15 protein-coding genes are annotated in these 20,315 nt (G+C 48.8%); all 15 read right to left on the reverse strand.

Annotated features, from left to right (window positions below; translation table 11 throughout):
* The coding region (locus tag QMD03_06075) for an MBL fold metallo-hydrolase (protein MDI6776795.1) at positions 1 to 407 on the reverse strand (407 nt) is incomplete at its 3' end.
* A complete protein-coding gene (locus QMD03_06080) occupies positions 394 to 990 on the reverse strand; it encodes a hypothetical protein (protein ID MDI6776796.1) in 597 nt (198 codons plus the stop codon). The genes QMD03_06080 and QMD03_06075, both read right to left, overlap by 14 nt.
* Complete coding sequence (locus QMD03_06085; protein MDI6776797.1) at positions 990 to 1,646, reverse strand: hypothetical protein; 657 nt, start codon at positions 1,644 to 1,646, stop codon at positions 990 to 992. Before QMD03_06085 ends, QMD03_06080 begins: the two co-directional genes overlap by 1 nt.
* A gap of 355 nt (positions 1,647 to 2,001) precedes the next feature.
* A complete protein-coding gene (locus QMD03_06090) occupies positions 2,002 to 4,725 on the reverse strand; it encodes a helicase-related protein (GenBank protein MDI6776798.1) in 2,724 nt (907 codons plus the stop codon).
* A gap of 185 nt (positions 4,726 to 4,910) precedes the next feature.
* Positions 4,911 to 6,137, reverse strand: coding sequence for a site-specific DNA-methyltransferase (locus QMD03_06095; GenBank protein MDI6776799.1), 1,227 nt, complete (start codon positions 6,135 to 6,137; stop codon positions 4,911 to 4,913).
* Between the two features lie 47 nt (positions 6,138 to 6,184).
* Positions 6,185 to 7,195, reverse strand: a complete 1,011-nt coding sequence (locus tag QMD03_06100; protein MDI6776800.1) for a hypothetical protein — start codon at positions 7,193 to 7,195, stop codon at positions 6,185 to 6,187.
* On the reverse strand, positions 7,192 to 8,517 hold the full coding sequence (locus QMD03_06105; GenBank protein ID MDI6776801.1) for an ATP-binding protein: 1,326 nt from the start codon (positions 8,515 to 8,517) through the stop codon (positions 7,192 to 7,194). The genes QMD03_06100 and QMD03_06105 overlap by 4 nt, the downstream gene beginning before the upstream one ends.
* A gap of 292 nt (positions 8,518 to 8,809) precedes the next feature.
* Entirely contained in the window at positions 8,810 to 11,686 is a 2,877-nt protein-coding gene (locus tag QMD03_06110) for a DUF1156 domain-containing protein (protein ID MDI6776802.1), read from the reverse strand.
* Positions 11,687 to 11,695: 9 nt separating this feature from the next.
* Positions 11,696 to 12,376 (reverse strand): DUF3780 domain-containing protein, encoded by a 681-nt coding sequence (locus tag QMD03_06115; GenBank protein ID MDI6776803.1) that lies wholly within the window; start codon positions 12,374 to 12,376, stop codon positions 11,696 to 11,698.
* Positions 12,373 to 15,453 carry a DUF499 domain-containing protein gene (locus QMD03_06120; protein ID MDI6776804.1) on the reverse strand — a complete coding sequence of 1,027 codons (3,081 nt, stop codon included), beginning with the start codon at positions 15,451 to 15,453 and terminating at the stop codon, positions 12,373 to 12,375. Before QMD03_06120 ends, QMD03_06115 begins: the two co-directional genes overlap by 4 nt.
* 104 nt (positions 15,454 to 15,557) lie before the next feature.
* The gene (locus QMD03_06125) at positions 15,558 to 16,823 is read right to left on the reverse strand and encodes a transposase (GenBank protein ID MDI6776805.1); all 1,266 of its coding nucleotides are present in this window, start codon (positions 16,821 to 16,823) and stop codon (positions 15,558 to 15,560) included.
* Between the two features lie 289 nt (positions 16,824 to 17,112).
* Positions 17,113 to 18,330 carry a CoA transferase gene (locus QMD03_06130; protein ID MDI6776806.1) on the reverse strand — a complete coding sequence of 406 codons (1,218 nt, stop codon included), beginning with the start codon at positions 18,328 to 18,330 and terminating at the stop codon, positions 17,113 to 17,115.
* A 57-nt stretch (positions 18,331 to 18,387) separates the two neighbouring features.
* On the reverse strand, positions 18,388 to 18,531 hold the full coding sequence (locus QMD03_06135) for a desulfoferrodoxin (GenBank protein MDI6776807.1): 144 nt from the start codon (positions 18,529 to 18,531) through the stop codon (positions 18,388 to 18,390).
* Between the two features lie 2 nt (positions 18,532 to 18,533).
* Positions 18,534 to 18,674, reverse strand: coding sequence for a hypothetical protein (locus QMD03_06140; protein ID MDI6776808.1), 141 nt, complete (start codon positions 18,672 to 18,674; stop codon positions 18,534 to 18,536).
* A gap of 70 nt (positions 18,675 to 18,744) precedes the next feature.
* Positions 18,745 to 20,304, reverse strand: coding sequence for a long-chain-fatty-acid--CoA ligase (locus QMD03_06145; protein ID MDI6776809.1), 1,560 nt, complete (start codon positions 20,302 to 20,304; stop codon positions 18,745 to 18,747).
* Positions 20,305 to 20,315: the final 11 nt, after the last annotated feature.

Consider the following 20,315-nt stretch of genomic DNA (forward strand, 5'->3'; position numbering starts at 1 on the left):
GGCTTCCAGCCGACGTCAAAGCTACCGGCTTTAGCCGGTATGTGGTTTACTTTTGCAAATTCGTCAACACCAGAACTAATCATCATTGATCTACTTTGATATCTTGATACAAGAGTAACAAACTCGTTGCAACGGAGAGCAGCGGAACATACAAATTTTGCGGATTTACATGCACGTAAAACTTCAGATGCACCACTGATATGATCATCATGCCAATGGCTTATAAGGAAAAGCTTAACGTCGGTCGCGACATTAACACCTTTTTGGTTCAAATATTGAAGGGCAATGGGGGCTCGCGTTGAGGGGTCAAGGCATGAATCAACAATCATCCATTGGTTATTGCCTAAGTGACTGACGATACATTCACCGATGCCTGGGCCAAAAAATGATATTTCAATATCTTTCAACAGAGCGGATTTCCTTTGTTAACCCGAAAATTCCTTTTATTTTTTCTGCTTCTTCTTCAGCCCTCTTAAAATCACTCATTGTCCATTCAGGAAGCCGGCGGAAACGAATAGATGCAGCCCGTAACCGCTGGCCATCAATTCGATCATAGTAACCAATGGATAGATAGAAAATTGAGCCAGGGACAGCGAGACTAATATCTGAAGGTGAGATTTCCGCTACAGAGAAAGTAATTTCTTCTATAGGATTCTCCGGATGACTCATATCTCGCAAGATCGCTGTACACTCCTCATTTTTTATTTCGATCAATTCTCCTTCCCATTGTTGCAACAACTTAAACCGGTGCGTCGGTGGTGGAAAAAGTAGCCTAACTACAATTCTATCAGGCAATGTCGTATCTGGCTCTTTCTGTCCAGTGACCAATGATATCGACGAGCTTTCAGTACGTTTATGTAAAGCAAAGGGGGGAGGGCCTAACCACAAAACATTACGATCAGTGTCTTTTCCTCTCTCATCTTGCCGCTGCGACTGCGTTTCCTCGCTTACTTGTCTTGGGTCGAAGCGGACCTCTTCCGGCGAATACATCAGTAATCCTTTCCCAGTAAATGTTCGGCTATCTTCAAAGAAAATAGCAATCCTGGTTCCCAATTGTCTTTCAGTACATTAATGGCTTTCATAGTGCCTTCTACTTCTGTTTCTTCTTTTTTCAATTCATAATGATTGTTTACGTCAAAATACACCCCTGGTATGACTTTTTGTGACGCCTCGATTCTTACGTTAATTTCTCCCTCTGGGTTAGCGCGTGGATATTTCATGATCATAACTGCTAAGCCGGGAGTATCCATTAGCTCCTTCCAAGAATCCTTAGGAGCGAGAAAATCACCAAAGCGGTTAAGTGTGTCTATATCAGCAATTGAGAAATGCATAGTGCGATTTATACCTATCGCTTTTATGGGGGTATGCTCTAACAAAGAGAATGCTCCTATTACTAAGTCCCTAAGTGGTTGAAATAAGGTTGCATCATTTGTGCTGGCCATAAAGCGCTCACGCCATACCTCCATCATAAATTCCCCAATCTTGAACTGACTTATCTCGGGAGATATTACCGTGATTTTTTGTGCCGATTCGGCTTCATCACCACGGATTAACCCGTGTGCTTTAAACCACATTGGTTGAAATATAGCCGGATTAAACAAGCCCAACAAAACTATAGAAACGCCATCTAATTCAAGGGAGGGCATACTTTCACATCCTTCTTGGGTTGAAAAACTAATCACATATATGAAAAGAAAACTGACGTGTCAAGAGAAAAGAGAATTATACGATAATGGTTAAGGATAATTAACAGGGTGCTTGTCTGTCAAGAAGAAAGCGCAACGTGTTATGCATACCGCACGGGTTGCAGGATGCAAAAGCGCCGAGTTTGTGACTGATATCACCCAGGGGTGAGGATCATTGATTTCAGGCCGTTATACGGATCTAATTCTTTAAGGATTACCAGGTGAAATCTACATCTTACGCTAACACTTGTCAAATGTGGATATCAGGAAGCTATACGGATATACCTGCTGTCCGGCAATAGGGCAATTTTACAGTTCACCAACCCTTCTGTAACAAATCTATCTGACTCAACGAATCCAGCACCCTGCTGCAGGATTCCCATTCCACGTTTTCGATGCGGTCGTATTTCATCTCAAAAGGATGGCGCCGGGGAACCTCATCAATAACCTGCTTTGCCAGTTCTTCTTCGCGGAGGGCCGCCCATACCCAGACATCTTCCAGTGTGTCGGGGATCTGGCCGAACATATTCCGGATATTTGCGAGCCGCTCTGACAGGAGCTGATGAACCCGGTCCTCCACAGATCCTTTATATCTCATGTTGTAAATCAACACTTCGGGGCGTACCTGGCCGATGCGCTGAATCCTGCCTTTGCGCTGCTCAAGGCGGGTGGGGTTCCAGGGAAGGTCCAGATTGATTAGCGATCCCAGCCGTTGGAGATTGAGCCCCTCGGAGGCGGCATCTGTGCCGATGACCAACCGCAGTTCGCCTGCACTGATTCGCCTTTTGATCTCATCCCGGTTTATCCGCTGAAAAACGCCGTTTTGGATGATCCCGGAACCGGAAATATTGGCATAAATAGCAATAGTTTCACCCGGCAAACGTTTGGACAACCTCTGCCCCAGCCAAAAGACGGAGCCGTAGTATTGGCTGAAGATGATACACCCAAAGGACAACCAGCCGCCCGTAACAGGCACGCCCGAGGAAAGGATGGTTTCCACCTGCCGCAGCTTCGGGTCTTCATCCCTGTTTTCGTCGAGGATTTTCAGAAACCTGGTCAAAGCAAATCGTTCTTCCTTGGTTAAAGGATACAGGGAGGACAGTGTTTCATCTCTTTCGTCCTCCCCTTCCTCATCGTCCTGGTCTCTTTCAAGGGGTGGCCCGAGCATCTTGATCGCCGTCAGCCTGCCCGCTTCAATCGTGCTTCCCACACGGCGCAGAAGAATTGTTTTCATGAACCCGGAATTCAGCCCGGGTCTTCTGGCAAGAATGGAACAGAACTCCTCTGCAGCCTCATAGGCATCACTTAGAAACGGCGGCAGGGTAATCACCTCCTTGTCATCTTCGCCAAAAAGACGAACTTTTATAGTCTGCAGGTAAGGTTCGTTTGTCTGGGGGTTTATGGTGTTTTCCAGAAAATCCCGGGTCCGCCTAATTATATGGCGAATAAAAGGATTATGTTCCTGAAAGAAGATTTTAGAGAGACGCCTTACCCTTTGCTGGTCTGGTCTGGGGAGAACTTCAAATGCCTCCGGCGGCGACCATGTTTCAGACAAGGAAACCTTCAGGCCGCGGCGAATCAGCTCAAAGTCCTTGCTTTCGGATGATGGTGGCAGGGGATCCCGAATCCATTCCCAAAGCTCACTGATCACCTCAGGCGGGTTCACTGTTTCCAGAATGAGGGACAGACTTTCCAATGGCCTTGACAACCAGCGGCTGTAAAGGGAACCGAGGACAAATTCCTTGCCACTGTTCAGGGCGCCCAGGAGATCCCAAGCCTCGATGGGATCGAGCTGGACGGGCGTTGCCGTCGCCAATAGCAAGCTCCGGGTCCGAGGAGCGATCTCCATCAGAAACTGTAACAGGTTGTTGGGTTCTGCCTTTTCACCCCGGTGGGTGGGACCGAGGTTACTCCGTCTTGCTCGATGGGCCTCATCAAGAATGACACACTCGTATGAAAGCTCCTTCAACGTATTCACGCCCTCAGAGCCACGAATGATAAGACCCGTAGAAACAATACCAACTTTTCGCGGACACTTCCTTAAACCTGCCGCGCCAAGATCGGCATAGACGACACCCTGTTCATCAATCCATTGCTTGCCCGTCCAGCGCGCCGATGGCATGGCCAGCAGACTCCAGAGTTCCTCTTGCCACTGGATCATAAGGGGCCTTGGGACAAGGATGAGAATGGGTTTTTCGCCATATAGGGCCATGAGCTTTGCATCCAGGGCAAGTTGTACCGTTTTTCCCAGACCAACCTGATCGGCTAAGAGATATCTTGCACCACCGTTTTTGTGCGCATCAAAAGCCAGATTGATGAAGGATTTCTGGTGCGCCCAGAGGCCGTTTTCCCGGCGGTAGATGGGCAGTTCCACAATCGGTTCGGCGGGCTTAGCCTCTTCCTTCTTCCAGGCGTCGATATCGGGGACGACGACCCGGTGGATCAGCCGGGCCACGTCCTGCACGACCGCCTCCGCCAGGTCCACCGCCTGAGGGGAGGACCACAGGGCGTCGAATTCCTCCTGTACCCATCGGACGCCCTCTTCGCTCTCGTCCAGCCAGACCAACTCATAGTTGCTGACCCAGGCCGTCCGGGACTCATTGGCGCTGCCGATAAAGCAGACCCGCGATCCGTCCGTCCGGGTGATCACGCCGGCCTTGCCGTGGATCAGGCCGAAGGCCTCGTCGGGGAGGACCTTCACCTTGAGAAGACCGCTGCTGAGAAAATCGTGGAGTCGCTGGAGCCTGGCCTTCATGGGTGCGCCGATCTCGGCGGGGAGCGAAGCGCACCATTCGCGGTGCATCCCCCACTTGGCCGCCCGTGCGGTCTGAACGTCCAGGGGGTTAAGGCAGGAGTTGCAGACCACTCGAACGCAGGTCTCGCCGCCTTCCGACGTCATCCGTTCCAGGGCCTCGCCCGCCACCTCCAGGAGGGAGGAGCTGAAGAACCCGGCAATCCGATCGTAACGAAGGGCGCCCTGCAATTGGGTGGCCAGGAAATCCTTCAAGGGACTGCGGCGTGAGGAGTAGCGATGGATCATCCGTTGTCACCGTTCCAAAAGTCAGGTGGCGGAAACTGCCTATATCTACAATCTTTCACTCAGGGATAATAGTAGAGGTTAAATATTACCGATAGAAAGTCAGTGTTGCACTGAGGTGCATAGGCAGCCATGGGTTTTGAGTATACTATTCCTTCCCCGAAGTGCTCTCAGTATACATATGTCCTTTATCGGCGCTGTAGAATCTTGGGAATTTTCTCGACTGTGATATTGGAAAAGAAAACGGTAGAGCAATCACCGATTCTGTTAATAATATCCTCTGCCTGAAGCTGGCCGAGATGCCTGTTCCATATCGCCGCATTGTATTCAAAAAATTGATCCTTTGAGTATGAATTCTTGAATTCCTCAGCTGACATCAGTTTAACATTAATCGCTAAACCGAATTTTGCGGACTTAATTTCACCGATGCAAGGCGGCAAATCTTTGTCCATGGTGCATTGGTCAGTAACTATAATAAGTTCTGTCTGTCTATTTGGTTTATTAGTAAGATCTAGTAGAACCAACGGATATTCTTTAAGTTTAACATCATCGATGGCTTCTCGCTTGAACATTCCTGCATACTTTAGTTTGCGAAGCGAAATATTTAATAATTCGAACTCGTTTTGTGCTTTCTGAACCTCCTCAATTTCTTTGCTTCGTCGCTTCCAATACCGTGCCGCCGCGTCCAATACCACCGTTTCAAATAGAGTCTTGTATTTTTCATTCACATCTATTCCCACCGCTTTTCGACCCATGATCTGAGCCATAGCCAACACTGTGCCTGACCCAGCAAAAGGGTCCAAGACCACGTCATTTTCATTTGATGCGATTGAAATGATTTTTTCGACCAAACTGAAGGGGAAAGGGCAGAGGTGGTTCACGGTACCATTTCCCCAACCTCGCATTGGAGTTATATGATTCCAGATATTACTTGGGGCCTTTCCACGCGTGTTATACCGTTCCGGATATGAGAACCACCAGTTCCTCAAATCGTTGGTTTCCCTGATGCCGTCAATATTGAAGACAAACCGTTTCTTTGTGAGGAACAGTATATATTCAAATTCATTTTTGAAGCGGCCGTTTCCCACCCAGGGTAGGTTCTTCTCCTTGTTCAAGATTATTATATCCTTCAGCTTCCAAGTAGGACTATGTTTGCTTTTCAAACGCGAAAAAACATCAAAAGGCAACGTCTTGACTTCGCCGTTTCTCCTGAATGTATCTACGATTAACCACAATGTTGCATTTTCCGCTGAAATCTCATAGCATTGATGGATGATATCGGATATCGTATCTAAATATTCATCGTATGTCTGTCCTCGTCCGATCTGTAGGGTATTATCTTCATAGTTAAGAACATCATAATAGGGAGGTGAAGTTATGATGAGATTGGGCGCAGGAAGAGCACGCGCTTCCAAGATTGTTTTCAGGCATTTGGAATCACTCAGAAGATACTGAGGGATACTCATATAATCCCTTCATAGTACTGCGGATAGTACCTGTAAAACTGAATATAGTTCTGTATCTCTTCGGGCTTGAGTTCAATGGCTAAATGATCTGAAAATATACCGGTAAGGTATTGCTCCTTTTTTAGATCATCGAAGCATAACTTTTCCACTTCTTTTTTACATTCTTCCATTTTTAGCCCCAAATCCTTGATTATAGAATCCAAATATGACTTCTCTTTATAGGTAAGATTCGGGATTTTTATGCGTGTGACATTGTTCCTGTCGGTTGAGAGGAAGGGATGCAGGTCATTTAATCGCTCGTTCAAGCTCGAATCATCTGTAAATACCCCGCCGAGAGTATACATTGGGGCTCCGTCTTGATAAAGGTAGGAAAAAGTTTTAATAAATTTATTGGTATTACGCATGCAAGACTCTTCTATTTTATTGATGACAATATTTTGTAGAAGAAGATGATAATTGCTCTTAGAGGTGTATATGACCTTATTATATAGAGGCGAAATATCCCTATTGAATTTAGTAAGGAAAGAGCTACGTGCATCTTGGTCTTGTGGGGCCGTCGCATTTAATGTGAGGATAAAGAAGGCGTTTTTCCCTGAGTTCCTGCCGATCAGGTTTATATCAGGTGACAGCGCATGATTACCGGAAAGACCTTGTGTGTAATCGAGCCATATGATGGATTTTTTGGTCCAATCGTGGATTTCTGCAAGGTAGCGTGTTGAAAGCATGTTATGGAAAGTAATAAAGTCATAAGGTAGGTTAAACTTGAATCGGTTAACATCCTTTTTGTTTTCTATAGATACGAGATCATCTATCTTAAGAAATTTATGCATCAGAATGAAATCAAAGAAATAAAAAGATCCCATCCCGACGTATTGATAATTTGTTGATGGCCCCAAAATTCTAATTACTGTTTGCAGAATCTCTAAAATTATTTTTCTCTCTACCTGCTTGTTGGGCCGTAGGTAGTAATTGATCATTCCAGCATCGTTGCGTGCTCCCTCGATCATGGCTGTTTTATTTCCTCCATCTCAACGAAGTAATCAAATGTCCGCTCGCCAACCTCTTTGTTTGATGTTGCGCCAATACTCTTCTTGACGCGATCAACCAAATCTTTTGGTTTGGAATACTGTATCCTTGCAATGCTGGGAGACGACTCAATTTTTTGAGGTGCCTTAAATGTCTGAGGTGTGGTTAGTTCCACTACGCTCTTGATGCCCGGATTGAAAGCCGGGTCCTGTTGAGTTGCTACTTGTTCGATCTCTTCTTCGTTTGCGAATTCTTGGACGTGCTTGCCGTAGATATAATCAATTACAGGCCGTGCAGTCTTCACCATCTTATCCAGAACATAGTGATAAACAATGCTCTCCTCATTAAGGTCGCTCTTGCTTGTATTTAGTGGAAGCTTTGCTGGGTCCTCTGAGTCGAGGAATACCAATCCTCTGAAATTATTAAAAAGTGGGTGATATCTGGGCAACGTGGTTATATCTTCCTTGGTAGTGCCGATCCATCCTGTCGTTGCTGATGTATCATTCGCTAAGATTAATCGTCTATTGCAGAATATATTCCACCCGACCTGGTTTACAGCCTTTGACAGTTTGATTCCCTTACTTGGATCGATGAAACAGATTATTTTTATTCCGAGACCGTTGTATTGTTCAAGATGTACTTGCGGACTATACTCCTTATCATCTGGAACAATGAGAGGGTACTCCTCCACGTTCCCCCCATTAAGAGTAAAATCAAGGTTGTCTGCAATGAAGAGGCAATAAGTCCGTTTAAGTGTCTCCATCACATCATTGATGAAAGGCACTGAGTTGAATTTGTCTTGCACGTCGGGGGTGAGATCTAAAATCTGGATTTTTGTGTATGGAGGGTTACTATTGAGGCGTGATCCGTCGTAGGTATAAGGAATCGTCCAAGGCAGAGTGGAATCCTTTTTCCAATCAGTCACATTGAGAATCATTTCGCAATAGTCATGCCCGTCATCTGTCTGGATGGATATTTGGTTTCCCAATTTAAATATAGAGCGCTTAAGCCCAATACCATACATGCCAAGAGTGGCAAAACCTCGTTCCAAGGTACTCCCGAAAGTAAACACATTAGTTTCAAGAAAGTCTTTCCCAATCCCACCGCAGGTATCAAATATCAGAAAACTCTCATTGGAAAGCTTGATGTCGATAGCCCTGCGGTCTGTAATTCGGTGTCTCATATAGCTGTCAACAGAATTATCGATTAAATCCAGAATGCACGTCACTACTCTAACATCCTGTGTCAACGTATTAATGAAAAGATCTTTAAGCGGGGAAGCCTGTATAGTACCCGTATTCATAGCCACCTCCTGAGGAAAGTTTGATTATTCTGCACAGCCTGGTGCCAAGAAAGGGCAAGTGAAGCTGGTGTGCCAACAATTTTATAACACGCTTTTTTGGCATATTCATGTAACAGCTATGGTTTGTCAAGGTAAAAACTGGAGGTAAAATCTGATCTGATTAGTGCACTACCCAATACTGATTGTAATGTTGCACGGTAAAAGCAATGGCAAAAACAAGATTTCAGGAAGAAGCAAAAGCGCTCATTCACCAAAACCTTCAACAGACTGAAGCGGGAGGAATGGCGATGGATCATACGCCGTCTCCTTCCACAGCCCCCAGAAGGAGATGGGCCGCCTCGACATCCTTTTTCCAGTGTTCCATATTCACAGAGGGCTTATGGGAAAGATAGTTCAGCAAGGCGATCATTGTTTGACGACGGTCCCAGTAACTGGGAATCTCCTGCTTGAGATAATCCAACCCCGGGCGCGGATCATCCTCCTCGGCGGTCTTGTAAACGGCGAAGAGGACCTGCCGCAGGAGTGACCCGGCGAATCCCGTACCGGAGAGGTCGCGTCCCTTCAGTTCGCCGGGGGTCTTCAAACGTGTCTGGTTGGCGGCGCCGCTCCCCAGAAGACCACGGTAATCCCGGATGCCGAATCCCCGGGCGAATTCCTGGTAGACGCCGTCGCGGTACTCCCCATGGGCCTCTACTTCAATACCCTTCAGATAGAAACGCTCTTCCGGGCTGAGGCGTTTCCAGATGGCCGAATCCAGGCCATCGGGAACGAGAAAATCGGAGGCGATCTTGACGGCGCTTTTAATGAGATCCGCAAGGGGAGAAGATTCCCCTGGCCTGCGTACCCTTCTCAGTTCCCTCTCAATGTCAATATCTTCGATGGCGCTGTAGGCCGTCACGACCCGGAGGGCTGCCGCATAGGCTGCCAGTTGGTAATCCGCATCGCCGAAATTGGGATCCTCCTTGTCGTCAAGATCGATCATGGACTTCAACTGGCTTTTGACCTCTTCGATGACTTGCGGATAGATATCGCTCATGTCTCCCACAAGCGCAGACCTTCTCTTCCGAAGAATAAGCAAAGCCGTACCCTGGACATAGTTGCCCTGCTTGATTCCGACTACAGGGGTTTCGGTTTGTATTGTCCAGGCGGCAGTAACGTGAAGACCGGCAGCCCAGAGAATCATGGCCAAGTCCGCCCAGACCTCTGCATTCTGATGGGTGAACATAACCAACTGGAATCCGTCATCTGGCATGTGATTAGTCAATGCCTTATAACAATCCACCATGACCATACGAAAGCTTTCATCGGATCCCTTGACGGCCAGTGCCCGCTTCGAATCCGTATACCAGTCGGGGAAAAGTCGCTTTAGACCCCGTTCATACCAGGCCAGGAAAAATTCTGAGAGTTCTTCATAGTTGACGGCATCAGCATAGGGTGGGTCTGTAAGCCAGATGTCACAGGTTTGTGAGACAACTCTGCAATCACAGAGTTCTGCGATCCCTTCTTTAACAGGGTAAGATTTGCTGGTTGGTAAAGATAGACTTATCAGACCTGAAGATGCACGTACACAATAAACGACTGAAGTATTCAATGCTTGATTGAGAAAAGTATTTTTCCCTCCACCCGATCCACCACTATTGGAAGGCAACCAAACAGACAACCGGGAATTCCAGTCAGCAAACCGCCCCACCAGAAGCAAGGCGGCCGCCGCAGGAATACCCTTCAGATCACCTGCGTATTCCTGGAATAAGCCATGAAGAAGAAGCTGCCGCGGATGAAAGAGATGATGCCAGTGCGTCCAGCCACGCGTGCGAATCGGTTCATCCGTTTTATCACCCGGCTCGATTTTCCGGCTGGGGAGGTATCCTTTCAATTGCCAGTCGGTGAAGCGTTCCTTAACCAGTTGCAAGACCAGGGCTTCCCGCTTCAGGTCCGCTTCCGTCGGCGCCCTGTAGTATTTCTCCCCCGTCTCCGGGTCCACCCAGCGGATGCAGTAAAGACGTTCCTGAAAGACATCAGCCGGTCTTGGAACGAAATCTTCGTTTTCCCATAACCGCAGTCCTTCACGTCCCCTTAGGGTGTCGGCGCTCGTGGGTGCCCGCATGTGAGGCGGCAAATAGATTCCTTCTTTATCCACAGGGCAACGAAGTCCGCCGATCCAGGTACCTTCTTGCCTGGCCTGTTCAAAATCCGAAGAGGAGGCGTCTTGGATGATGTCAAGATCAAATCGCTTCCGTGAAGGGTCAGGCACGAGGCGCGCCACAACTTTCGGTTTTTCGGCAATGACCCATGAAGGTGCCAGCGGCACGAACCAGCCCGTCATGGGCTCTCTTACTTCAGAGCAGTAAAGGTATGCTTCGGCCTCCCAGCCATTTTCTTTGGTCTCGATGCCCCATTCTTTAAGCGTACTGCGAACAGAGGCAAACAAATTTTCTTGTACATCCTTCACCTGTTTCTGGACATCTGATCCACCGCCAATAATATTCAGCGACGCCCATGTCAACAAAGCTGCCACAGGGTTGAGTTCAGAACCATAAGCGAAACAGCCCAATCTCGCAGCCTCGAAAGGTACGCTTCCACCTCCACAAAAAGAGTCACCCGCACAAGCAACATGACCAAATTGGCGTCCGCTGAGTTCCTGTACCAGTTCTGATAAAGAAGATACTTTCGTCCTGAGGTGATTATTAACCTCTTCCCATGTTTCAGATGATGGTCCGTCAATCTCTTCCGCTCTGACACAGAACTTCAGTTTTTCGTCGTAGCCCATCCGGCTGAAGGCCCGGCGCTGCATGTGTTCGCGATCCTCCCGGCCGGCGGACTTTTTCCACTGGATCCTGCCGTCCTTTCGGGTGAAATAGAACTCCTTCTCGGAATCTGTGGCGTGCGGATAGACCTCACCGGCGGGTATGTTCCCCCGGCGCCGCATCCAGAGACCTTCCTCGTCCATGGTCATGAGTTTGAGGAAGATTTCTCGGTCTTTCTTCAGGTCATCCGTGGCGGGCAAGAGGAGTCCCAGGAGGGCCGCCCGGACCAGGACCAGGGGTTTCCGGCCCCACCATTTGCCCAAACCAGTTAACGTTTGACCAGAAACTGCCTTCCTTTCCTTGTAGCTTTCCTTGGAGAGCTTGCTGACGGGGAATTGTGTCTCGATAAAGGTTAAGCCTGACATGGTTCACCGTTACAGCTCGCTAAAAAGGCCGCCCTGCTTGGAGGGACTTTTTATGTTCCGCTTCTTTTTCTTTGGGAATGGCCCATGTATGATTTTATCAGTGGGCATCTTGGCCTTCTGGGGAAGGCGGATGGTCTCCGGTTCTTCGACGAACCGTTCCCGGGGCATATCGGGTATGGGGTTCTCCGAAAAGGCAATCTTGATGGCTTTGCGCCAGCCCCGGTCGCCACCCACATCCGCTTTTGTAAAGGTGGCGTTCACCGTCGTGTATAGCCACCAGCGCTCTTCCGGCTCCAGCCCTGTCCAGTTGGCAATCACATTGGGAATGAGACTTTCGTCAATGTCCTCCACTGCCCAGGCGAGGAGGGTCAGTTCCTTCCCGAAGTGGGGAGCCAGAATGTTGTCCTTTCCAACTTTCCACGAAACGGATCGCTGACCGGCAGCCCGGATTCGCTTGTTAAACTGATTTCTTGCCGTCTCTGCGATGCGTTCCCAGCGGTAATGTTCCAGCTCAACCTTGATGACTGGTCTTTTCTGGGGAACATCAGTTTCCCCGTCATTCCACTCGTAGTGTTCTTCAACAATAACAGGATTCTTTTCCCCATCAGAGACCTGAACTACAAAGTGGTGCGCGGATTCCCCAGGGTCAAAGCCGAAACCGATGAACTGGCGTTTCCTGCGGGCGCTCACTGGCTTACTTCCCCTTCCTTCACTTCCGTTTTCAGATCCACCACCATGTCAAGGAGCTGCTGACCGGAGTCGAACTTGAGACTCCCCACATCGATGCTGAGCGCTCCATCGGTGACAAATTCCTTGAGTAACTCGGCTCCTTGCTCAAAATGCTGAATGGCATGGTAGGAGTTATCAGAGGTGCTAAGCTGAATCCAACGGGTATCCCTCATGACGGTCAAGCAGACACCTCCCAGCTCAGCCCCGTACTTCTTGGCCGTCTCCAGAAATTTGTATGTTTCTCCCGTCGCGTCCTTCTTAAAACTTCTCTTCCAAATGGCCGCTTTGTTACGGTCAATCTTGGTCCCTTCATCAATCTTTCCCTTTGGCGCGGGGATACTTTCCTGGTGGGATTTGATCCCTTCCGCTTCTGCTATTGCAAGGATCACTTGGCAGTCTTTTGGAATCTCAAAGGGCTTTTCATAGGGTGTCCCGTGGGTTTCTGCGCTTGAACCGTCCGTCGTGTACTTGATAGTCCCTTTTGGAACAGCCTGTAGCTCGCATTTACGCTCTGTAGCTTCCTGATAGAAGCGGTGCTTAACGAAAATGGTATTCGTCCAGGTAACCGGCTCTCCCGTACCATGTTCTCCCGTTGAATCCACGCAAAGGAAGGAGAGCTTCATGGCCTTTGTCTTGATGTCATAATCTTCCAGTTTCTTTGAGGATGCGGTTGCCACGTCGCCTGTTGCCATGTGCACAACATCCCCATTGAGGGGACGGATGCGAACAGTCACCTGACCCGTATTTTCATCCCGGTTGAGCACCTGTACTTGAACGGAGGTTCTCGGTTTCTCAAAGGGGCCACGGTCGACATAGCCCATTGTTTCACGCCAGATGTCCCGTTTGACAAGTTCATCCTTGAGTGTGTCCAGTGCGTTCGGATGATGCCAGACCCAGGAAATATCTGTAGCGGCCCGCTGTATAATGGTGCTCCATGCGACCTCCCTGACACCAACCGGCCAGAGCCTGTTTTCCACCCGACTCCGGAACGTTCCATCAGGGGCGATATCATCGGTGTACTTGAAACACTCCTTCAGGGCGTTGAGGACCTGCTCTTCTCCTTTGTACTCATTGGCTACATACTTCGGATCCAGATCCACCTGGGCAAGGCCGGTTTTGGCAGGATAGTACAGGATTGTGAAGGTTTCGCGACAGGCCTGATAAAATCGTCCTTCCAGCTTGGTGAGCATCTCCGTCGCTTCTATATATTGGGGATCACTTTCTCTGACGCCTTCCTGGTTCATCTCCCCGATAATGGTCCGGATGGCGCTCAATTCCGCTGCCCGCTCCAGAACCGTATCGTAAGCCTTTGCGGCGCCGGTCATGAAACAGACCCGGTTCTTGAATTGCTGATGTTTGTAAAATTCCTCGATAGCCAGAAAAGAATCCTCCGTCGGCCGGAAGACGACCAGAGTCACATTGTCTTGCTGAAGCTGTATCTGATCGAGGGCCGGCAGGGGGAGGTGCTTCTGGTAGGCTGCTTTGGTGGTGATCTTGAACATTTCTCCCAGGCGGTCCCGGAGTTCCTTCTCCCGCTGCTCTCGAAGTTTGTTTCTGGCATAGGTGGCAACCTTGGCTTTCAGGTTCTCCACATTCTTAAAAAACAGCTTTCCGTCTCGGGTGACGTGAAGATACCAGGCATCCGCCTGCAGGCGATCCAGAACATTACGCAGATTGACCACATCTCGGTCTGGAGCGGCAAGATAGCCGATGAGCTCCGACCTTCCCAGACCCAGTATGGGACTCGTGGCTGTGGAGAGGGATGAAAGGAAAATCAGTTTTGCAATATCCTGGGCATCAGTGATTTTTCCCCCATCAATCTGCTGGGCCAGGGCGCTGCCGCCTTCCGCCGCGATATCCCGCGCAATAGCAGCCTCCAGTCCTGGGTTGATCTGCCGGATCTCCCCCAGCATAGAAGCATCCATGAGATCCATCTCATGGGGACCGATGAGATATTTCTTGCTCGCAACACCGGAATTCCAGAGATTGGAGACGATGATCCGCATAATCCGGATAAGGGCTCTGGTTTGCTGGAATCCCCGGTTTTCCTTGAACCGGGCATAGAGGTCCCGGATGGCGGGGTGAAAGGGATAGGCATTGATGATGTCGGCTTTTAGCTGATCGGGGGACACTTCCGAGATGCCCATCTTTTTGGCGTTCTCCAGCGCGGCGCTATAGTCACCGGCGACCTTCTCCACGTCTGACATGGCGGGTGTTTTCTCGAAAATGCGGGTCTGGAGGATGTGGTAGAGCTCATTGGTGTTCATCTTGACCGGGTCAATCCGAATGACATTCCGATGAACTTCCTGCTCCAAATCGCTCAGGGACTGCAGTGCCTGGGTAATGGCTGCGCTTCCACTCACATATGCCGTGCCGCTGAGATCCGTGATGACCACGCAGACGCGGGGGAGTTTGTTGCCATTTACGGCAATAAGGAGGTTTGCCAGGGCTGCGGTCGTCAGACGATCCAGGTAGGTGTCTCCAACAGCGACAGCCTTCGATGATTCAAAATATGGCGGCAGTTCATCAAGGAGGATGAGCACCGGTTCCCCCTTCAAGAGTTCAATCCATTTGTCAGGACTCGGTGGAATCAGGGGGCTGTAAAACTCATTGAACACAGCCTTGCGGTTGAGTTGCTCAGCAATTTCTCCCCAGATGCCAAAGGGAGTGCTCGTCTTCCTGCCGCTGAAAGTCACAACAGTTACCGCCCCCAAGTCTCCCGGATTGTAAAATTCGGACATGACCTTCTTGCGATATTTAGGGATTTTCGCCAGAAGCCCCAGAGCGATGAGGTTATGGGTTTTTCCGCCGCCCATGGACTGGCTGAGCAAGAATGTACCCGAAGCGCCGGTTGTTTTACCCTCCAGGCGATTGAAGGCTTCAGTGAGGAGAATCCTCATGCCCTCGGTGACGTAGTTTTCCGCGAAGAACTCATCCGGCTTGATTGCGGGTAGATCATCCAGATTATAGACCGTATCAAGTCGACTACGATCAAATACAGACTCCCTGGGCTGACAAAGTTCGCGTAGAGTGTTCATGGTGATATCTCCTGAATAACCGATTGGTCCTCCTCATTTTTGCTCCCAAGTGTAACTTAACACACTGTCCAAATTTTGGGGTCCACTATATTATTAAAGGGTGTTCAATAATTCAAATTTATTACTGGGCTGATTTTACCGGTTTTGATATAGTCAAAAATGATGTCATGAGTCAAGACGATATCATGTTCTACAGCATGGATGGTGACATTATCGAGGCCTTTATAAAAATTGCTAATCTCCATACGGTATCTGTTTTCTTTAACAAGGCCGAAAGTTCTTTCAACTCCTGTTCTGAACGGTTTCAGTTTTTTATAGATTAAGCTATGGGTCACCGCTGGTCCATATTTTCGATATCCATCATTGAAGTATGTATAACGACTATAGCCATATTTGTATTGTTCTTTGAGATAATCACACGTGAACAGCAAAGGCTGTCCAGATCTGTTACAGACCTTAAAACAGGCATACCGTGTCCTTTTTCGTTCATAGTCAATGCCTCTCGGTTTCATTGCAAAGCCCCAGGGACATAACGGGTAGCCATCTTTGGTAAACCCTTTTGGATAAACCATTTTTTTTCTTACGATGATAGGGATGATATCAAAGAACTCGTGGATGTCATGATGGATTTCCTCTGTATCATATCCCTTGTCCAGAATAATGTAAGAGAATTGAAGGAACGGATAACGAGCGGTAAGCGTTTCAATAAGGCCAACGATAAAAGCCTGATCCGATTCATTAGCGGGTGAGAGAAGGGTTACAAGGGGTATACCGCTAACCGTTCTCAAACTGTGAGCTTTATGACCTACCGCATATTTATGTTTGTGATGACCTTTGCCTGAAAAAGCGACGCTGGGATCATTAAAGTGCCATTGTCCCTGTTCATCCTTTTGTCCCCTTGTTGATCCGGCGGTAATCAGAAATGTTGAATCGGCAACCAGAATAATCCCTTTCTTTCTGTTTTTTGGTAGATCTTTGATTTCAGGATCAAGTAATCCCAGACTGTGAGCCTTTCTGACGAAATGCTTATGGATTTCAATAAAACCATCAGGGCTAAGCCTTCTCCTTAGCGTATTGAAGGTGTTGTGAGATGGTTGAATGTCTTCAGTGACAAATCGATATAGATCATTCTGTTTTAAGGCTTTGGCTAACTGTCGGTCTGATAAAATTCGCTCTTTGACTTTAATCATTCTGGCTAAGATCAAAGAGGTGCCGTACCCTTTAGGTCCTATGCCAGCATAGCAATTAACAACCGGAGAAATACAGCCAATATCGATTGTGGAAAAATACGAAATGAACTCCTTTTCCTGCTCTGTCAGATTGTTGAAATTCCTTGAAAGCCCCGGTAGGGGAACTTGAAAATTGACCATGTGCATGCTCCTTCTGTTCAATATTAGTGTTCAATATTAAGAAAGAGCACGAATACCTTGACATATAAAGAAAATCCTTAAATAAATCTTATTTTCAAAGAACAGCAAATGGTAATTTTAAGGGGGTAACATGTTTCGAAAACCTCACATTTTGGGGGGTAACTTTTTCCAAATCATTGAAGTTTTTGGAAACCAAGCCCCAGAAATCCAGTATTTTGGGGGTAACTTTTGTTTTATGCCCTTGTAACTATGTGTAATTATAACGTATTTTAGTATTGAACAGGCTTTATTAGATAATTCCGGTAGCGGAAAGTCTGGCAAGTTCCTCAGGTGAAAGCCCCAACTCTCCGTGATAGATAGAGAGGTTATCTTCACCGATGAGGGGGGCCCGCCTCCGTATCTTCCATGATGGGCCACTGAACCTGTAAGGAGCGCCGGGATAGAGGAAGGAAGTGCCGGCTTCGGGATGGTTTACGGGGGAGAAGAAGTTCCGTGCCCTGAGCTGGGGACTGCGGAAGACCTCCTCCGGAGAATTAACGGGAGCCCAGGGGAAGTGCATCATCTGGCCCAGCTCGAAAAGCTCCGCTGTCGTGTGGGTCATTGTCCAGCGGGTCAACACCTCGATAATGTGACCCGCATGTTGCCTCCGGTAGTCCTCTTCCTTCCACCTCTCTTCCCCCAGGTCACAGGCCATCCCCTTACTGTCCAGCAGCTCGACAATGGTCTCCCACTCCCGGTTAAAAGTGATAAAGATGTAACCGTCTTTACATAGTAAGAGAGAGGCGGAGCCGGTCCAGTGGATGTTTCCCTCTCTCTCGGGCAGGGCATTTTCAGAGAAATAACGAACCATAACATGCTCAAGGGTTGCCGCTACGGATTCCTGGAGAGAGACATCGAGATGCTGCCCCTTGCCGCTTTCGTTTCGTTCATGCAATGCGATGAGGATGCCGACAGCAGCGAAAAGAGAGGCGGCATAATACGACTGTTGCCCGTAGGGGCAAAGGGGTGAAGTATCAGGGGTTCCACAGACGTACATCTGTCCCCCTGAGGCCGAGGCAACTATATCGCAGGATTTGTGATCCCTGTATGGCCCGGTTTGTCCAAAACCGGTAACCGAGGCCAGAATAAGTCGAGGGTTTTTCTCCATTAATACCTCGTAGTTCAGCCCGATCTTCTCTAAGTATCCTGGTGGGAAGGTCTCTACTACCACGTCAGTCCTGCCGATCAACCGGAGAAAGATCCCCCGCCCTTCCGTACTTTCTAAATTCAAGGTTATCCCGAGTTTACCGGCGTTGTGGTACCAGAAGAAGAGGCTCTTATCCGCCTCTGGCCTCTTTCCCCAAAAGGGGCCTATCCGCCGCGAGGCGTCGCCACCGGGCCTTTCCACTTTGATAACGCAGGCCCCCATATCGGCTAAGAGTCGGGAACAAAAAGACGCCTTCTCATCAGCCAGATCCAGGACCCGGAGCCCTGTCAATGGGGCTGTTTCTTTTCCTTCTGTTGACATTGCGGAAACCGCCCTGAAGAGGGAGGTAAAGACATTCTCGCTAGGGCTCTGGCCCGCTTAATCGGATGAGGGTAGGGGTCGTGGTTCTTGAACTTCCATTTCCTTGTCGCAACAGATAACTGCGCCTTCACCGGCCTTGGTACAGAGCACCTCGGTGCCACAAACACTACATTTATACCTTTTACCTAATTGGTTTGCCATATCTATTTGGTCCCCTTTGCTTCTGTAGTCTTCAGCTCCATTGGCTGGCCACAGCAACTCAATGCGCCGTCACCACCACGGGTGACGATAAACTCTGTGCCACACTTCTTGCAAAGATACCTTTTGCCTATTTGATTGGCCATCTCTCTTTGAACCTCCTCAAATGTTGTAAGTAATCAGCTGTCAGCTTTCAGCGATCAGCTTACCCTTGTCCTACGGCTGTCCATGTTGCTCACGGAGTATCCTCTTCAATACCTTACCCGTGGGAGTACGGGGCAGGGAATCAACGAAGGATACTGAGCGGGGGCGCTTGAAACCTGCCAGCCGGGAGTGACAGTACTCTATAATTTCTTCGGCGGTGGCAACCTCGCCTTCCTTAAGTACCACAATAGCCATGGGTTGTTGTCCCCACTCCGGATCAGGTACGCCAATTACCGCCGCTTCCGCCACCTTGGGATGAGAGTAGAGCACGTTTTCAAGTTCTTCCGGTGAGATATTTTCCCCCCCCCTGATGATCATATCATCAGCACGACCGGCTAAAAATATGTATCCCTCCTCATCCCTGTATCCTCTATCCCCCGTGATCAGCCATCCCTCGGGGGTGAATGTTTGCGCTGTCTTTTGTTCGTCATGCCAGTAACCTGTCATTATCCGGGGCCCCCTCGCCAGAATGTCCCCTACCTCCAGGTAGGGTAACTCTTTCCTATTCTCATCAACAATCTTTACCTCCACATCAGGTAGGGGACGCCCGATTGAGGAGGCTAACCTCTTTAACTTTTTTTCCTTTTCTTCAGGAGTGCCCTCAATAATATGATCTTCGGGGCCTAAGGTTGTTATTGTCGAGGCGGTTTCCGTTTGCCCGAAAGCGTTGATGAACCTCACCCAGGGCATTAACTCCATCGCCTTAGTGATGACTACAAAGGGCATGGGAGCTGCGCCATAGGTGATTACCCGGAGACTGCTCAGATCGCACTTTGCAAAATCGGGATAATCTATAACATTCTTCAGCATTGTCGGCACCAGCATGGCGCGACTGGCCCGCTCCCTTTGCACCGTTTCCATCCATTCCCTGACCTCGAACTGTCTCATCAACACCAGGGTCCGTCCGCCGTACATGGCAGCTAACATTGCCTGGATGCCCGCCACGTGATATAAAGGGACTGTGAGGAGGTTTCTTTCCTCTATGTCCGGGCTGGCCGGGTCTACGTTATCCAGGACGTAACCGACGAATGCATTATGCCTCAGCGGCACACCCTTAGGTCGCCCTGTAGTGCCGGCAGTGTACATTAAGATGGTAATATCGTCATCCTCAATCTCGGTGAACACTTCGTCAGGAGGTGACGCACCGAGGATATCCTCATAGAAAGACATATCACCTTCCTTGCTATCTAAAGAGATACACCGTTCAACGGTAGGGAGATCAGGCAGTATCGTACGCACCATTTCCTGGTACCTCTTACCTACAAGCAGAATTTTGGCTTCCGCATTATCCAGCATGTAACTCAGCTCATCGGCCTTGGCCCTGAAATTCAGGGGGACGAAGATGGCGCCCAACTTCGCGGCAGCACAATACGATTCAACGTATTTCGGGCAATTCACCTGGATTATAGCGCAGCGATCCCCCTTGCTTACTCCCAGGCTTGTCAGGGCATTACTCAACCTGTTGACTCGTTCGCTGATCTGGGAGTAAGTCCATCTTTTCCCTTCGAAGACTATTGCATCTCTATCAGGACAGATAGCGGCAGCTATAGTGAGAAAATCTGTTGTATTCATCCTGTGCTCCT

It is taken from the genome of Syntrophales bacterium, assembly GCA_030018935.1.
GTDB lineage: Bacteria > Desulfobacterota > Syntrophia > Syntrophales > CG2-30-49-12 > CG2-30-49-12.

Excerpts from the sequence above, each read along its gene's own strand:
- QMD03_06080 (MDI6776796.1), bottom strand. The coding sequence starts at position 990 with ATGTATTCGCCGGAAGAGGTCCGCTTCGACCCAAGACAAGTAAGCGAG.
- QMD03_06085 (MDI6776797.1), bottom strand. The coding sequence starts at position 1,646 with ATGCCCTCCCTTGAATTAGATGGCGTTTCTATAGTTTTGTTGGGCTTG.
- QMD03_06090 (MDI6776798.1), bottom strand. The coding sequence starts at position 4,725 with ATGATCCATCGCTACTCCTCACGCCGCAGTCCCTTGAAGGATTTCCTG.
- QMD03_06100 (MDI6776800.1), bottom strand. The coding sequence starts at position 7,195 with ATGATCGAGGGAGCACGCAACGATGCTGGAATGATCAATTACTACCTA.
- QMD03_06105 (MDI6776801.1), bottom strand. The coding sequence starts at position 8,517 with ATGAATACGGGTACTATACAGGCTTCCCCGCTTAAAGATCTTTTCATT.
- QMD03_06110 (MDI6776802.1), bottom strand. The coding sequence starts at position 11,686 with ATGTCAGGCTTAACCTTTATCGAGACACAATTCCCCGTCAGCAAGCTC.
- QMD03_06120 (MDI6776804.1), bottom strand. The coding sequence starts at position 15,453 with ATGAACACTCTACGCGAACTTTGTCAGCCCAGGGAGTCTGTATTTGAT.
- QMD03_06125 (MDI6776805.1), bottom strand. The coding sequence starts at position 16,823 with ATGGTCAATTTTCAAGTTCCCCTACCGGGGCTTTCAAGGAATTTCAAC.
- QMD03_06130 (MDI6776806.1), bottom strand. The coding sequence starts at position 18,330 with ATGTCAACAGAAGGAAAAGAAACAGCCCCATTGACAGGGCTCCGGGTC.
- QMD03_06135 (MDI6776807.1), bottom strand. The coding sequence starts at position 18,531 with ATGGCAAACCAATTAGGTAAAAGGTATAAATGTAGTGTTTGTGGCACC.
- QMD03_06140 (MDI6776808.1), bottom strand. The coding sequence starts at position 18,674 with ATGGCCAATCAAATAGGCAAAAGGTATCTTTGCAAGAAGTGTGGCACA.
- QMD03_06145 (MDI6776809.1), bottom strand. The coding sequence starts at position 20,304 with ATGAATACAACAGATTTTCTCACTATAGCTGCCGCTATCTGTCCTGAT.